This is a genomic window from Microbacterium sp. NPDC055683 (genome assembly GCF_053617895.1).
On record NZ_JBSHGQ010000003.1, the window covers coordinates 106991 to 122907 of the forward strand.

Annotated in this window: 10 protein-coding genes; 7 read left to right on the forward strand and 3 right to left on the reverse strand. The window is 73.7% G+C overall.

Going from position 1 to position 15917, the window contains the following annotated elements; all coding sequences use genetic code 11:
• Window positions 1–30: 30 nt before the first annotated feature.
• Complete coding sequence (locus tag ACWGPF_RS02450) at window positions 31–789, reverse strand: hypothetical protein (protein WP_452331306.1); 759 nt, start codon at window positions 787–789, stop codon at window positions 31–33.
• Window positions 786–1334, reverse strand: a complete 549-nt coding sequence (locus ACWGPF_RS02455; protein WP_452331307.1) for a hypothetical protein — start codon at window positions 1332–1334, stop codon at window positions 786–788. Before ACWGPF_RS02455 ends, ACWGPF_RS02450 begins: the two co-directional genes overlap by 4 nt.
• 121 nt (window positions 1335–1455) lie before the next feature.
• Between ACWGPF_RS02455 and ACWGPF_RS02460 the strand changes: the two genes are divergently transcribed.
• From ACWGPF_RS02460 to ACWGPF_RS02470, 3 genes are read left to right on the forward strand one after another with little or no spacing between them, the layout of a single operon-like run.
• Entirely contained in the window at window positions 1456–2628 is a 1173-nt protein-coding gene (locus tag ACWGPF_RS02460) for an Ig-like domain-containing protein (protein WP_452331308.1), read from the forward strand.
• Between the two features lie 34 nt (window positions 2629–2662).
• Window positions 2663–6973 (forward strand): FtsK/SpoIIIE domain-containing protein, encoded by a 4311-nt coding sequence (locus ACWGPF_RS02465; protein ID WP_452331309.1) that lies wholly within the window; start codon window positions 2663–2665, stop codon window positions 6971–6973.
• Window positions 6974–6982: 9 nt separating this feature from the next.
• Complete coding sequence (locus ACWGPF_RS02470; protein ID WP_452331310.1) at window positions 6983–7702, forward strand: FHA domain-containing protein; 720 nt, start codon at window positions 6983–6985, stop codon at window positions 7700–7702.
• A gap of 400 nt (window positions 7703–8102) precedes the next feature.
• Here the strand turns inward: ACWGPF_RS02470 and ACWGPF_RS02475 are convergent, their stop codons facing one another.
• Window positions 8103–9080, reverse strand: coding sequence for a hypothetical protein (locus tag ACWGPF_RS02475; protein WP_452331311.1), 978 nt, complete (start codon window positions 9078–9080; stop codon window positions 8103–8105).
• 534 nt (window positions 9081–9614) lie between these two features.
• Here ACWGPF_RS02475 and ACWGPF_RS02480 point away from each other — a divergent pair.
• From ACWGPF_RS02480 to ACWGPF_RS02495, 4 genes are read left to right on the forward strand one after another with little or no spacing between them, the layout of a single operon-like run.
• On the forward strand, window positions 9615–9908 hold the full coding sequence (locus ACWGPF_RS02480; RefSeq protein ID WP_271172613.1) for a WXG100 family type VII secretion target: 294 nt from the start codon (window positions 9615–9617) through the stop codon (window positions 9906–9908).
• A gap of 54 nt (window positions 9909–9962) precedes the next feature.
• Window positions 9963–10934, forward strand: a complete 972-nt coding sequence (locus ACWGPF_RS02485) for a WXG100 family type VII secretion target (RefSeq protein WP_452331312.1) — start codon at window positions 9963–9965, stop codon at window positions 10932–10934.
• Window positions 10931–11242 (forward strand): WXG100 family type VII secretion target, encoded by a 312-nt coding sequence (locus ACWGPF_RS02490; RefSeq protein ID WP_452331313.1) that lies wholly within the window; start codon window positions 10931–10933, stop codon window positions 11240–11242. Before ACWGPF_RS02485 ends, ACWGPF_RS02490 begins: the two co-directional genes overlap by 4 nt.
• Complete coding sequence (locus ACWGPF_RS02495) at window positions 11239–15915, forward strand: glycohydrolase toxin TNT-related protein (RefSeq protein WP_452331314.1); 4677 nt, start codon at window positions 11239–11241, stop codon at window positions 15913–15915. Before ACWGPF_RS02490 ends, ACWGPF_RS02495 begins: the two co-directional genes overlap by 4 nt.
• Window positions 15916–15917 lie beyond the last annotated feature (2 nt).

Here is a 15917-nt window from a genome sequence, read left to right on the forward strand (position 1 = left end):
CGTGCGACGGAGGCCGCGAGCGACCAGAGCTCAGCACTCCTGCGCGATGTCGTCGGGAGCCGACACGCGCACGTCCTCGCCCCATCCGGCGAAGGCGAACCGACCGTCGCCCGAGGCGTCGCCCGCGACGAACTCCTGCGGCAGCGGGGCCCCCACGGCGGCCACCGTCATGGTGCCGGTCGGCGTCTCGCTGCCGCCCACCACGACGTCGGTCGTCGCGGCGTCGGCAGGCGGCACCATGACCGACACCTCCTCGGCGCCGCGCAGGAGCTCGGCGACGAGCTGCGACGGATCGAGCAGCGGCTGCCAGTCGTCGAGAGCGGCCGTGGAGGCGAGGCACACGTAGCCCTCGCGCGCGGCCGCGACGCCGCTGCGTTCGGCGAACGCGTCGTTGCCGCGCACGTAGGTCGCGCCATCCGCGACCACCACGTCGACCGCGAGGTCGCCTGCGGCGAGCGAGGCGCGGAAGCGCTCCGGGTCGCCCGCGAACGACACCGTCAGCGCGCGCCCCGCGTACGGCGCCGCCTCCGGATCGTCGGGCACGACGAGCTCCGTGAACACGCCCTCGTACGTCACGTCGCCGGCTGCGCGCACGGCCTCGGCGATCTCGGCGATCGCCGTGTCGCCCGACACGAGCCAGATGCCGTTGCCCGGATGGTCGGGGTCGTACGCCTCGACGTCGACGCCCGCCGGGGGCTCGGCCTCGACCCCCGCGGGCCCGGAGCATCCCGCGAGCAGGAGCGTCACAGCGAGCCCCGCGGCGGCCGCCCACCGGGGCGCGGGTGTCATCGTGCCGCCTGGGCCACGCACACGCTCTGCGCCCCCTCGCGCGCGAGCGCCGCCGCGTCGAGCGCGACCGGCTGGTCGGCGTAGGCGGCGCTGCGCACCACGAAGCACGTGTCGCTTTCGAACAACCCGGCCGACTGCGGCAGCCACGCCTCCGTGCTGCGCACGACGAACTGGCTGAGATCCGTCGCCGTGCCGTCGCCGTGCACCGCGTACAGGCTGTACGCCGCATCGGGTCCCGACCAGTCGACGTGCGCATTGCCGTCGTCGAGCGCGAGAGCGATGTCGGAGACGACGACCGCGCTCGACGTGACGGCGCCCACGATCATCCAGGCCGCCATCCCGCCCATCGCGAGCACGGTGAGGATGCTCGACACGAGGAACGCGGGGTGCAGCCACCAGCGCCTCGCGCGCTGCTGGCGCGCCGTGAGCTCGGGGAGCGGCCATCCGCCGCGTCCCAGCGCGGGCTTCGCGTCCACCGCGCGCAGGCGCGTGCGGCCGGGCTCGTCGCCGACCGTCGCGGTTCGGGTGTCGGATGGCGCGTTCATAGGATCGCGACGATTCTCGCGCACCCGGAGGGGCATCGCGGTGGGGAGTAGTGCCCCGTTCCGATCCGGGCAGACCGGCCTAGCATGGGACACCGCCGGTCGGTCGAGGAAGGAGCGTGGCATGCGCCGCCGTTTCGCCGTCCTCGCGCTCGCCGCCGTCCTCGTCTCCGCGGCGGCCGCGACACCCGTCGCCGCCTACACGGGCCCGAACGCCGTGGCCGTGCCGTATCTCGACGAGAAGGCGGTCTCCCTGCCGCAGGGGTGGACCATCACGGACTGCGCGCCGATCACCGCCGCGTCACCGCTCGTCGTCGCCTGCGCGGCCGACGGGTTCCTGCTGCGCGCCGACTCCTACGACCCCGACTACGGGCAGGACGTCGTGCCTGTTCCCATGACGAACGGCCGCACGACGACGACCATGGAGTACGTGGTCACACTCGAGGCCCCCGAGCAGCCGACCGTCGCCGACCTGTCGTACGCCCATCCCGTCGCGGCGGGCGGCGCGATGCTCCTCCCGCTGAGCGACCTCGATGCCGCGTGCCTCGTGTGCGGAGGGGGAGCGCGCCTCGAGGTCTTCTCGGTCTCGCCCTCCGCGGCGGCCGAGGTCACGGCCACCGAGACCCATCTCATCGTCCGCCCGCGCGCGTCGTTCGACGGACCCCTGGAGGTGACGATCCGCGTCGCCGACGAGTTTGGAACGTGGTCGGAGCCGGCGACCATCGCCATCCCCGTCTACCGGGCGGACAGCGCGCCCGTCGCCCAGGCGGTGCGGCTCCCGCTGCCCACGGACACGACGGCGATCGACCTCGCCGCGCTCGTGCAGACCACGGTCGACGGGCCCGTGTCGCTCGTCGGCTGCGGCGAGGCGCTGCACGGCGTCGTCGCGTGCGGTGCCGACGGCACCGCCCGCTACACGCCGCGCCCCGGCGTCTCGGCCGACCAGTTCTCCTTCCATGTCGCACAGGGCGGCGCGCAGGCGACCGGCTCCGTCACCTTCGTCGGCTCCGACACCGGCATCCCCGACGACGGCCCCGCCGCGACGCAGCCCGTCGAGCCGGCGGAGCGCGTGCCGCGCGCCGAGCTCGAGGCAGCGCAGCAGGCCGAGCGCGACAAGGAGGCCGAGGCCGCGGAGGCCGCGGGGGAGGAGCCGCCCGCCGACGACGAGGACGTCGCGCTCATCGGCCTGCGCGTCCCCCTGGTCCTCCAGCCCCGTACGCCCGTCGAGCAGACCGGGCAGGCCGTCGGCGCCTTCGACGCGCTGCGGTCGCTGCTCGACCGGGTGGGGGCGCGATGACCCCCGCACGCCATCGACGAGAGGACCCGAACGGATGACCGTGCGCCTGACCCTGCGGACGTCGCCCACCGAGGACAGCTCGTGGATGCTCGACGTCGACGAGGCCACGACCGTCGGCGAGGTCGCCGAGTCGCTCGGCGTGAGCCCGCAGCTCCTCGACCCCGCAGCCGGCGATGCGACCCCGCTCGCGGCGTCGGCGCTCGTGTCGGGCGCGATCGTCCCGCCACCCGGGGCCGACGAGCCGCCGGCCGGCACCGTGCGCCTCGAGATCGTCGGCGGCCCGTTCGCCGGGCGCTCGGTCCCCCTCGAGCGCGGCCAGTCGCTCACTCTCGGCAGCGGCGATGCCGACGACGTGCGCGTCGCCGACCCGTCGCTCGCGGCGGGGCACGTGACGATCCAGATCGGGCTCGGCGAGCCATCCGACCCCCTGCTCGCGACCATCGCCCCTGCGCCCGGTGCCGTCGTCCGCGTCAACGACACCCTCGTCACGGCCCCCGAGCGCATCGTGCCCGCCGACCTCGTCCACCTCGGCAGCCTCATCGTGCGCATCGGCATCGCGCCGCGCTCCGACGCCGACCTCACCGACGCCGCCGGCGTCCGCGGCTTCAACCGGCCGTCGCGCGTTCCCGCTCAGGCCGCGCAGCCCGCCATCCCCCTGCCCGGCGACAAGCCGGAGGACCAGGACCAGTCGCCGCTGCCGTGGCTCTCGGCCGTCATCCCCGTCGTGCTCGGCGTGACCATGGCCATCCTCTTCCAGCGCCCCGTCATGCTGCTCATGGCGGCCGCGAGCCCGATCATGGTCGTCGGCTCGTTCCTCACGCAGCGCAAGCTCGCCAAGAAGAAGGGCCTCAAGACAGAGCAGCAGTGGATCGAGGAGGTCAAGCGGGCGGGAGAGCGGGTGCGCGACCTCGTGAAGCGGCAGCGCCTGACGGCCTGGTACCGGCTGCCCGACCCCGTCGTCGTGCGCGACATCGTGCTGCGCCCCCTCTCCCGCCTGTGGGAGCGTCGCAAGGCCGACGTCGACGCCATGGCGCTGCGCGTCGGCGTCACCGAGATCGACCTCGACGTCCGGTTCGAGGGCGGCGGCCGGGACCGCGGCGCCGAGCAGCGCGTCGGCGTCGGCCCCGCCCCCGTCGCCGCCGACGCGCGCGCCGGCGTCATCGGCATCGCCGGCCCCGCAGACGCCGTGCGCTCGCTCGCCCGGTCGATGGTGCTGTCGTTCGCCGCGCTGCGCAGCCCCCGCGACGCCGAGGTCATCGTGCTGTGCGACGACGGCGGCGAGGGCGACTGGGGCTGGGCGGGATGGCTGCCGCACGCCCAGTCGGCCGCGCACGTGCCCGCGCTCGTCGGCAACGACGACGACACGCGCCGCGAGCGGCTGCGCGAGATCGCCGTCGCGCTCGACGTGCGCATGCGGATGGCCGGCCAGCGCGGCTACGAGGCGCCCACCGACGTGCTCGTCGTCGTCGACGGCGCCCGCCGCTTCCGCATGCTGCCGGGCATGGTGCCGCTGCTCGAGCACGGCGCGCAGCACGGCATCCACGTGCTCGCCCTCGACAGCGACCGGTCGCGCCTGCCCGAGGAGGCGACGAGCGTCGTGGTCGTCGACCCGGCCGACCCGTCCATGGCGTCGCTGGAGCGACCGGGCGGATGGTTCCCCTCCGTCCTCCTCGACGGGGCCGATGTCGCCTCCTGCGAGCGGATGGCGAGGGCGCTGTGCGCGCTCGAGCACGTCTCGGGGGTCGGCGACGAGGCCATGCTCCCGACGAGCGTGCGGATGGTCGACCTTCTCGGCATCGACCTCGACGACGCGGCCCCGCTCGTACGGAGGTGGACGGCGCAGCCGCGCAACACGTACGTCGTCGTGGGCGCGAACGCCGACGGCGAGTTCGCGCTGGACATCTCGCGCGACGGCCCCCACGCGCTCGTGGCCGGCACGACCGGCTCCGGCAAGTCGGAGTTCCTGCAGGCGCTCGTCGTCGGACTCGCGATGGCCAACCGGCCCGACGCTCTGAACTTCGTGCTCATCGACTACAAGGGCGGATCGGCCTTCGCGGACTGCGAGCGCCTGCCCCACACGGTCGGCATGGTCACGAACCTCGACGCGCGCGAGACGGAGCGCGCGCTCGCCTCGCTCGACGCCGAGCTCAAGCGCCGCGAGCAGGTGCTGCGGGAGATGGCCGCGAAGGACATCGACGCCGCGTGGGCGAAGGACGCCGAGACCGCCGCCCGTCGGGGCCTTGCGCGCCTCATGATCGTCATCGACGAGTTCGCGGAGCTGCGCACCGAGCTGCCCGAGTTCATCGACGGCCTCGTGCGCATCGCGCGCGTCGGACGCTCGCTGGGCGTCAACCTCGTGCTCGCCACGCAGCGGCCATCCGGCGTCGTGACACCCGAGATGCAGTCGAACATCAACCTGCGCGTCGCACTGCGGGTGACCGACCGCGGCGACTCGTCGGATGTGCTCGGCTCGGGCGAGGCGGCGCTCATCAGCCCGTCGACGCCGGGACGCGGCTTCGTGCGCCTCGGTCCGTCGACGGCGCCCGCCGGCTTCCAGACGGCGCGCGTCGCGGGCATCCGCCCCGGCGCCGTGCGCACGGCGAAGGTGCTGCCGCCCAAGGCACCCCTCGCGTGGGACGCGCTCGGGTTCCCCGTGAAGTATCCGCCCGCGTCGGGCGCGCACGCCGACAACAACGATCACGACGACACCGACCTGCGGGCCCTCGTCGGCCTCGTCAGCGCGGCGACCGATGCGCTCGGGATCGCGAAGAACCCCAGCCCGTGGCTCATGCCCCTGCCGCTCACGCTGCCCGTCGAGCGCTTCGAGGCGGAGCCGCGCGGCGAGACGGAGGTCGTGCTCGGCCTCGAGGACGTGCCCAGGGCGCAGGCGCAGCGCACGCTCGTGTGGGATGTCGCCTCCGGCTCGCACCTGCTCTTCGCGGGCGGGGCGATGTCGGGGCGCACGACGGCTCTGCGCACCGTGCTCGCCCAGGTCGTCGAGCGGATGGACCCCGGCCACGTCCACCTCTACGTCGCCGACTTCGGCAACGGCGCGCTGCTGCCGCTCGCCGACGCCCCGCACTGCGGCGCCGTGGTCACGCAGCTCGACGCCGACCGGCTGCCGCGGCTCATGCAACGGCTGCTGGAGGACCTCGCACGCCGGCAGGCCGTGCTGTCGGCGGCGGGTGTCGGTCACATCTCGGAGCAGCGCCGATCCGCCGCGGCGGGCAAAGCGCTGCCGTATGCGATCGTCGCGGTCGACGGATGGGAGCGGATGCTGTCGTCGATGACGCCCGAGCAACTGCTCGCCTTCCGCGAGCAGTTCATCCGGCTGCTGCGCGAGGGCCCGGCCGTGGGCGTGCGCATCGTGATGACGGGCGATCGCGGGGTGTTCGGAGACAAGGTGGCCGCGTTCATCGACGCGCAGTACGTGCTGCCCGTGCGAGACATCTCGGACTACCGCGCCGCGGGCATCCATGCGAAGGACGTGCCGCTGAACCTGCCGCCCGGCCGCGTGCTCTTCGGCGTCGACGCGGCGGAGGCCCAGCTCGCCGTGCTCGGACGCGACACGGGAGGCGAGGCGCAGACGACCGCGCTCCGGCGCGTCGTGGAGCGCGTGCGCGATGCGTTCGACGACGCCGGCACGGTGCGGGCGTCCGAGCCGTTCCGCGTCGACCCGCTGCCGCGCTACCTGGCGGCGTCGGCCATCCGCGACCTGCCGATCGCGGAGGGCGACGATGCGGCGGGCATCGTCGTCGCGGTCGGCGGCGACCGGCTCGCGCGGTACACGCTCGCGTGGCCGGCCGACGGCGGGTTCGTCGTGTCGGGGACACGGCGCTCCGGCCGGTCGTCGACGCTCGCGCACATCGTGCGCCAGCTCGCCGACCGGGGCGATGCGACGGTCGTCGTCGCGCCGCGCCCGTCGGTGCTCACCGAGCTCGCGGCGTCGAGAGGGGTGCCCGTCGTCACGCGCACGGATCTCACGCCGATGGAGCTCGAGGACGTGCTCGCACCGTACCCGGGCCTCGTCACCGTCGTCGTCGACGACGTCGAGCAGCTCAAGAACGCGCCCCTCGACCACGCCCTCACGGGCATCCGACACCGGGCGGCGTTCATCGTCTCGGTCGACGCCGAGTCGACGTCGACGCTGTTCGGCGGGCCGTTCGTCGAGGCGAAGCGCTCGCGGCGTGCGCTCGTGCTGCGCCCGGAGGCGGCGCTCTACGGCACGCAGGTGGCGGGCGCGGCCATCCCGAAGTTCCTGCTCGGACAGGTGCCGACCGGCGGCGGCGTGCTCGCGACGCCCCGTGGATGGCTGCCCGTGCGCGTCCCCGACATCCTGCAGTGAGGAGCTGACATGGCCTCCGCCCGGTGCGCGTACTGCGCCGCGACCCTCGAACCCAGCAGCATGTACTGCCTCGGCTGCGGGCAGCTGATCCTCGCGGCGCGCGACGGCGCCGACGGCCTGGACGACGGCTGGGCGGTGGCGCCGAAGCCGCGTGCAGGAGCGGGTGGTGCTGCGGCGGGTGGGGGTGTTGCGGGTGGTGCTGCGGGTGGTGCTGCGGCGGCGGGTGGTGCTGTTGCGGGTGGTGCGCCTGCGGGAGCGGCGTCTGCGGGGGCGGCGTCTGCGGGGGCGGCGTCTGCGGTGCCGGCGGACGCCGTGCCGGGGGATGCGGGATCCGTGGGCGCGGGGCCATCCGCCCCGCTGTCCCGGGCGGCGGCGCGTTCGCGGACGACGTGGGGCGAGCGCGTGCGGCTGCGTTTCTCGACGGGTGAGGACGTCGTCATCGCGGGCGACGCGGTGGTGGGGCGCAAGCCAGAGCAGACGGCGGCGACGCTCGGAGCCCAGGCGGTCGAGATCGCCGATGCGACGCGCTCGATGTCGCGCGTGCACCTCTATCTGCACCTCGACGAGCGCGGCGCGCTGCGGGCAGCGGATGCCGGATCGGGCAACGGCTCGTCGGTGCTGCGCGGCGAGCGGACGATCCCGCTGCCCGCCGATGGCGACCGGTTCGACCTGCAGCCCGGCGACGTCGTGCGCATCGGCGACGTGCTCGTGACGCCGTCCGCCGCCTGAGTCGGCCGGCCGGGGCGTCGGCACGGTTCTCTCCCCGCCCGCGTCTCTCTCCCCGCCCGCGTCGCAGTTCGCGTCCTCTGCGGCGGGTTTGGGGGCGGGAGATGCGACCTGGGTGGGGGCGCTTCTCCTCTGGGTTGCGGTTCGCGTCCTCCGCGGGCGGTTTGGGGGCGGGAGTTGCGACCTGGGTGGGGTGTCTTCCCCTCGGGGTTGCAGTTGGCGTCCTGTACGGGGGGTTTCGGGGCGGGAGGTGCGACCTGGGTGTGGTGTCTTCCCCTCGGGGTTGCAGTTGGCGTCCTGTACGGCGGGTTTCGGGGCGGGAGTTGCGACCTGGGTGGGGTGTCGTCTCCCCGGGGTTGCAGTTGGCGTCGTTTACGGCGGGTTTGGGGCGGGATGGCCGGTGTCAGACGCGGGCGCGGAGCGCGGCGCGGACGCGGCGGACGAGCTCGCGCGGCTCGGCGAACAGCGGCGCGGTGACCTCGATGACGATCCAGCCCGCCGCCCGGAGAGCCGCGATGCGCTCGACGTCGGCCGCCCATGCCGCACCGTGGACCATCCCGAGATACTCGACCGCGACGCGCTGAGCGCGGTAGGCCATGTCGACGCAACCGAGGAAGCGTCCGGTGTCGTCGAACACGTCGACATTGAGCTCGGGCTCAGGAAGACCTCGCGAGACGAGCTCGAAGCGGACGATCGACTCCCGCGGCGACCAGGCGTCCAGGCGGATCCACCCGATCGCCTCGCGCAGGCCGACGATCCCCCTCCAGCGCCCGGAATCCATGGCGCTTCGCAGCTGGGCGATCGTCGCGAGGGGCGCACGACCCGCGTCGGGACGCCCGACGCCCTCGCGCCACACGCGGCAGAAGTAGTCGCCGAGGGCGATGAGATCGGGCATCCGCAAGGTGCCGAGGCTCGCCCATGTCGTCGCGGGCGATGTGAGCAGGAGCCCGTCGTGCTCGCGCAGCTGCGTCATCTCGGCCTGCATCCGATGTCGGATGACGCCCGCCGCCCGCGGGAGCGCATCCGGTTCGATCGCTCCGACGTGCACGCCGAGGTCGCGCTCCTGCGCGACGCGGCCATCCGGCGTGAATCCGACGGGAAGCGGGCCGCCCCAGGCCGACGCCGCCGTCTCCCGGCAGAAGAAGTGGCCGGGTTTCAGCCGGGGGACGTAGGCGCGGGCCATCCGCACCCGCTCTATGCGCTGGCGCTCATACGGGTCTTCGACCGCGACGGGCTCGCTGGGCCTCCTGCGGACCCCGCGGAACGGCCGCTCGAGGTCGGCGGCGCGGAGACGCTTCTCGCCGACCCCCGCCGCCACCGCATCGCGCACCGCGAACGCGTCGCCGAGATGGATGGGGATGTCGCTCCGTCGTCGCGTCATGCCGACACCGTGGCACGTCCGCGCGACGCGCCTCGGAAATTGTCCACAGGCCGCTGTCGTCGCCCGCGACGCCCGCCTCCAGGTGTCGATTTCCGGCCTGAATCGGCCGACACGGGCCGCGAACTGCGACCTGGGTGAGAGTGGCTGTTCTCCAGGTGTCGATTTCCGGCCTGAACTGGCCGACACGGGCCGCGAACGGCGACCTGGGTGAGAGTGGCTGTTCTCCAGGTGTCGATTTCCGGCCTGAACTGGCCGACACGGGCCGCGAACGGCGACCTGGGCGAGAGTGGCCGATCTCCGGGTGGCGGTTTCGGGCCTGAACTGGCCGACACGGGCCGCGAACTGCGACCTGCGCGAGAAGGGATGAGGGCGGTAAGGGATGAAAGTGAGGGCGGGAAGGACGAGAGGAAGACGGATGGCGGCGGGCCGCCGGTTGGGCACTCCTCCCCACAGACGGATCGGACTCCCGTGGTTACCGTGAAGGAGGCCCGCGCACCGGGCCGGGGGATCATCGTCTTCACCGGGAGGAACGAAATGGCAGAGATCAAGGTCACATCCGAGTCGCTCGCCAGCGTCGCGGGGCAGCTCTCGAGCGGATCGCAGTCGATCGAGTCGCAGCTGTCGAACCTCAAGTCGCTCGTCGAGGGGCTCATCGCGGGCGACTGGAACGGCCAGGCGTCGCAGAGCTTCAACGAGCTGTACTCGCAGTGGGATCAGGCGGGCATCCAGTTGAAGGAGTCGCTGCAGGGCATCAGCGACCTCCTCAACCAGGCCGCCCTGTCGTACGAGGACAGCGAGTCGGCCATCGCGGCGACCTTCAACGGCTGACCCGTCGCGGTCGGCGGCTCTGCGCTGCCGACCGCGCCTGCGGAGGGGGACCACATGGTGCAGTTCAGGGTTCGGGCCGAGTCGCTCGCCGAAGTGGCGGGGCTGCTCGGCTCCGTCATCGCGACGTTCGACGGGCACGTGTCGGGCGCGGATGCCCAGGTGCAGAACGCTCTGCAGAACTGGAAGGGCGCCGACGCCGACTCGTTCCAGCAGAACTGGACGCGGTTCGTCGCACTCTCGGAGCAGGTGCGCCTCGCGCTCACCGGGCTGCAGGGCGGGCTCGTCGCGGCGGGCGCCGGCTACGACACCACCGAGGCGGGCCTGCGCAAGGCCATGACCCAGACCATCCCCACCATGCAGGGACTGCGCAAGCACGCCGTCCAGTTCGAGGAGGGCGTCGCCCGGGGCGAAGCCCGAGCCGAGGACATGGCCGAGTTCTTCGGACGCGACTACGCGGGCGACGACGAGGTCGAGCGGTTCGGCGGCGGAGCCGTCACGGGCTCCAAGGGCCGCTACAGCGGCGGGGGAGCGGGCGACACCGACGGCGACGGCGACGACGACGGGATCGGCACGACGCCGTTCCTGTCGGACGAGTCGGTCGGGGAGCTGACGGGCGACGACTCCTCCGGCGACGGCTTCACCGAGACAGACGACGGCGTCGTCCAGGCTCCGGACGACGCCACGGATGGCGCGGCACCGGACGGCGCGGCACCGGACGGCGCGGCGCCGGAGGTGCCCGCCGCGGTCGTCGACTCGCTTCCGGCGGAGGCGCCGCCCGCGCCCGACTCGTCGATCCACGAGGCGCGGATCGAGGCGACACCCGCCGCGTTCGAGCCGCAGCCGTCGGGCGAGACCGCGTATGCCGCGCACGACATGCGTGGAGACCATGCGGGCGGGATCGACTTCGGTCCGCAGCCGGCGACGGCCGAGGGCACGGTGCCCGCCGATCTCCGCGCAGGTGACGCGCCCGTGTTCGAGTTCAGCGTCGACGCGATGGACGCGTCAGACGGCGAGGGGGACCGATGACCGACCAGCAGGCCGATGTGGCGGAGCTGCAGGCGCTCGAGCAGGCGATGACCGCGCTCGTGGGCTACTGCGACGCGCTCCGCAGCGGTGCGTCCGGCTTCGCGTACATGCTCCCGAACGACTGGCAGGGCCCCGCCATGCAGGCGTTCCTCGGTGCGTTCAACGCGTGGGCGCTGGGCGCCGAGGCGATGCGGATGAGCGCCGAGGGGCTGCAGCAGCAGGTCCATTCTGCGAAGACGTCGTACGAGGGCGCCATCGCCTCGCTCGACCAGTACGCGACCTCGATCGAGCAGGCGATGTCGGCATGAGCGGCACCCAGGTCAAGATCACCGCGGCGACGATCGAAGCGGACGCGATCTCGTACCGCACGGCGGCGACGCAGCTCGAGGGGGCCATCGCAGCCGCCCGCAGCACCCTCTCCGCCAATCAGGGGATGGCCGGCGACGACAACGCCGCCGAGGACTTCGCCCAGGGCGACGACGGCTACGACGTCTGCGCGACCGCGACGCTGCAGTCGGCCCAGTCGATCGCCAACGCGTACTACATCCTCGCCGCGATGCTCGAGAACGTGTCGCGCACCTACGTGGCGGCGGAGGGCGCCGGTGCGGGCGAGACGCGCGCGATCGTGCAGTCGACCGCGCCGGAGGTCGTCGAGGGCGACGCCCCCGACGCGCCCACGGCGCTCGGCGCGGGATGGCCGGGGCCGCTCGGCGAGTTCCAGGAGATCATCGAGTGGGGGCTCCAGCAGGTCGGGGTCGTCATCCCGACCGGAGACGAAGACAAGCTCCGCGGCGGGGCGGAAGCGTGGGACGCGCTCGCCGACGCGGTGAGCACGGCGCACACGACGGCGTCGAGCGGCACCGATTGGATGGCCGGGATGTCGATCCCGCAGGTCGCGAGCATCCAGAACGCGCACTCGAGCATCCAGATCTCCGCGCTGCAGCTGCAGACGTCGGCCGGCGACATGGCCGGGTGGGTGCGCGACTACATCACCGAGCTCGGCAAGATGCGCGAGCGCCTGAAGGACTTCCTCCAGCAGCTCGCGATCGAGATCGCCGCCGACATCGCGCTCTCCGGCCTGCTGGGGGCCCTCTCGTTCGGTCTCGGCGCGCTCGCCGGGGCGGCGAAGGCCATGGCGACCGTCGTGAAGTGGTGCAACCGAATCAAAGACCTCATCGACAACCTGCGCGACATGCTCCGCGCGCTGCGCGCTGCGCGCGGGGGCCGGGCGATGTTCAAGCGCGCGCTCATCCAGGGTGCGCAGGGCGGCGTCGCGAGCGCGATCTCGACGGCCACGATGAACGTCATGCACGCGGAGCCCGACGGCGTATACCAGCAGCAGAATGTGCTGGACGCGTTCATCTCGGCGAGCGTCGGCGGCATGGTGGCGAGCCCGATCGCGAACCGCATCGGAGGGCCGGGTGGCCCGGGGTTCCGCGCGGGTGCGCGCGAGGTCGGCGGCGAGACGGTCGCTGGTGCCGCGGAAGGCATCGTCGACGCGACCTACCAGACGGCCGTCAACGGCCAGGAGTTCAACCCGCTCAGCGCGGCCGTCGGGGGCGCCCTGCTGGGGGCGGGCCTTTCCACGGGGATGCGCGGCGGGTCGTCGGCGCTCAACCTCGGCGGCAGGGCGCTCGGGATCGACACGCGCTCGGTGCTGCCGAACGCCGCGGGAGATCAGAGCGGCACGGCGTCGCCGACCCAGAACGCGGGATCGACGACGTCTCTGCCGGACGGTCCCGCCCCGGCTGCCGGAGGCGTCGGGGGGACGTCGTCGGGTGGCGGCGGCGCATCCGTGGGCGACTACGACGGTCCGACTCCGGGCGGCGTCGGCAGCGGTGGCTCGTCCTCGGGCGGCGGCGGTGCGGGCACCTCGGACTACGACGGTCCGACACCGGGCGGTGCCGACGCGGGCAGCGGCGGCGGTGCCGACGGCGGCTCGGTCGAGATCCCGACCGACGCGACGCCCGACACTCCGACCGAGCTGCCGTCGGATGGCACGCCGTCGGATGGCACGCCTGCGGATGGCACGCCTGCGGATGGCACGCCTGCGGATGCGGCGCCCGTGGACGCGACTCCGGCGGATGCGACTCCGGCGGATGGGACGCCGGCGGATGCGACTCCGGCGGATGGGACGCCGGCGGATGCGACTCCTGCGGATGGGACTCCGGCGGACCCGACGCCTGCGGACGCGACGCCGGCGGATGCGACTCCGGCGGACCAGACTCCTGCGGACCCGACTCCTGCGGACGCGACTCCGGCGGATGCGACTCCGGCGGACCCGACTCCGGCGGACCCGACTCCTGCGGACGCGACGCTTGCGGACGCGACTCCGGCGGACTCGACTCCTGCGGATGCGACTCCTGCGGACGCGATGCCCGCGGATGCGACTCCGGCGGACCCGACTCCGACGGACCCGACTCCGGCGGACGCGACCCCCGCGGATGCGACTCCTGCGGATGCGACTCCTGCGGATGCGGCGCCTGCGGATGCGGCGCCTGCGGATGCGGCGCCTGCGGATGCGACTCCTGCGGATGCGACTCCGGCGGACGCGACCCCCGGTGACGCCGCGCCAGCCGACACCGCGCCGGCGGGCGCGGCCGGCCACGCGGCACCTGCGCACCACCCCGACGAGTCCGCGTCCGTCGACGAGGGCCCGACGGGCACGGACACCGCGCCGGAGGAGACCACCCCCGAGCAGCCCGCGCCGGAGGAGAACGCCCCCGACGCACCCGCGGACGACGCGGAAGCCGACCCCGACGCGGAAGCCGATGCCGACGCGGAAGCCGATGCCGACGCCGAGGACGCGGCGGCCGCCGCAGCGGCGACCGCCGCGGGCGCGGGCGTCCTCGCCGCGCCGGGCCTCGCGCCCGCGACTCCCCGAGGAACCACGGCCGGGACGGGCACGCCCGCGTCGCCGACGGGGCCCTCCTCGCCGGCGCACACGGACCATCCGATGGACTCGGACGCGCAGTTCGGCGACGGCTGGGAGCGAGCGGAGAGCCCCGCCTCCGCGAACCCGATCGACCCCGCGTACGGCCTGCCGCGCGCACCGGGGACGAGCGGTCACCTCACCCCGCCGTACGGCCATCCGGGAACGGTGCGCCCGGAGATCGCCCACCTCATCAGCGACCCCTCCGCACCGTTCGGGCGCGACGAGAACGGTGTGCCGCTGCCCGATCAGGCGGCGTGGGAGGCCCGGTACACCGATGCGAACGGCTATCCCGTCTACCCCGGCAACGCGGGCGGCGAGCCGGGGTCGTTCCGTCGCATCACCGACATCGACGTCTTCCACACCCACTTCGGCGACCAGATCGACCGGATGGGTCCGCCGAAGGGCGACTACTTCTCCCTCCCCGGGACGTCGTTCGAAGGGCGCGCCCTGCCGCTCGGCAGCCTGAACGCCGACTACACGATCCGCGATCTCGTGAGCCTCCCGCCCGGCGGCAGCATCGAGATCTCGCGGATTGCGCCCGCATTCGGGCGGGACGGCGGCGGACTGCAGATCCGCATCCTCGACTCCGATGGCAACCCGCAGTCGCAGGCGCAGCTCGAGCACGACGGCCACCTCGCGGACCCCGCCCCGCCGGCAACCCCCGACGACGCGACGGCGCAGCCGGCGCCGCTCGAGTCGCCGGCCCCGCACCACACGCCGGAGCAGATCCAGGACGCGCTCGACCAGGCCCTGCAGCAGTCGAACACGGGCTACGACCCGTACGACCTCTCGAACGGCTACGCCGAGAACTGCGGCACGGTCGCGGCCAACATGCACGACTTCCTGAACGGGCATCCGCTGCAGGACGCCGGAACGGGAACGCTCGACATCGCGGGCATGGAGGCGCGCACGGGCCTGCCGCAGACGCCCGTCACACCCGCGCAGATCGAGGCGTCCCTGCGCGCGCAGGGACCGGGCGCTCACTGCGTCGTCGGCATCGACCGCGCAGGAGACGCCGACGGACACTGGTTCAACGCCGTCCACGACGGCGAGCAGGTGTGGGTGGTCGACGGCCAGGACGGAACGCGATCGCCGTGGCCGCCGGATGAGCCGGACGCCGTCACCTGGGACGCCTCGATCGACCCCGCCGACGTCGTCGATCCGCCAGCGGCCGACGGCACCCCCGCCGACCCTGCGCCGGCTGACGGCGTACCGATGGACAGTGCGCCCGTCGACGGCGATCCCGGTGCCCGCGGTGCGGGCCCGGCCCCGCGACCGACGGTCGCCCATCCCGGGACGTTCACGTCCGCCGCGGCCACGCCCACCGTCTCGGTGACGGAGTCGGGGCGGTCGTACACGCAGGCAGACGTGCAGGCGGCCCTCGACCGCGCACCGCAGGACGACGCCGGGCGGCCCGTCGACCACCGCGACGGCACGCCGCTCGCGCTCGAGAACGCCGACGGCGGACGCGGTTGGCACATGCGCTGGGACGAGGCAGGTCAGACCTGGGTCGCCGAGAACCCCGGGTCGGGCGACGGCGCCTCGGGGTCGAGCACGCGTCTCGACGACGGCCGTCGACCCGACGACCTCGACGACGCCGAGTGGCGCGACCAGCTGTCGCAGCTCGACGACCGCCGGCTGGCGGAGCTGCTGCGATCCCGGACACCCGACCAGGCCCTGCGCGACGCCGTGCAGGGACCGGTCGGGGACGACGGCCTCCAGCCCGACCCGCTGTACCCCGACGAGCAGGACCTGCGGCGCGAGCGGCTCGAGGCCGACCACATCATCCCGCTCCGTCGGATCGTCGAGATGGCGGGCTTCCGCGATCTCACGTGGGCGCAGATGGTCGAGATCGTGAACCTGCCCGCGAACTTCATGGGCCTCTCCGACCGCGTGAACGCGTCGAAGGGCGACCGGATGCCGAGCGAGTGGGACGGGCACACGGAGTTCGGTGAGCTCTCCGCCGAGCGCCGGCGCTGGCTGCTGAGCGAGCAGAGGCGCGCCTGGGATGCGCTCGTCGACAGGATCGACGAGCTCCTGCCGTGACG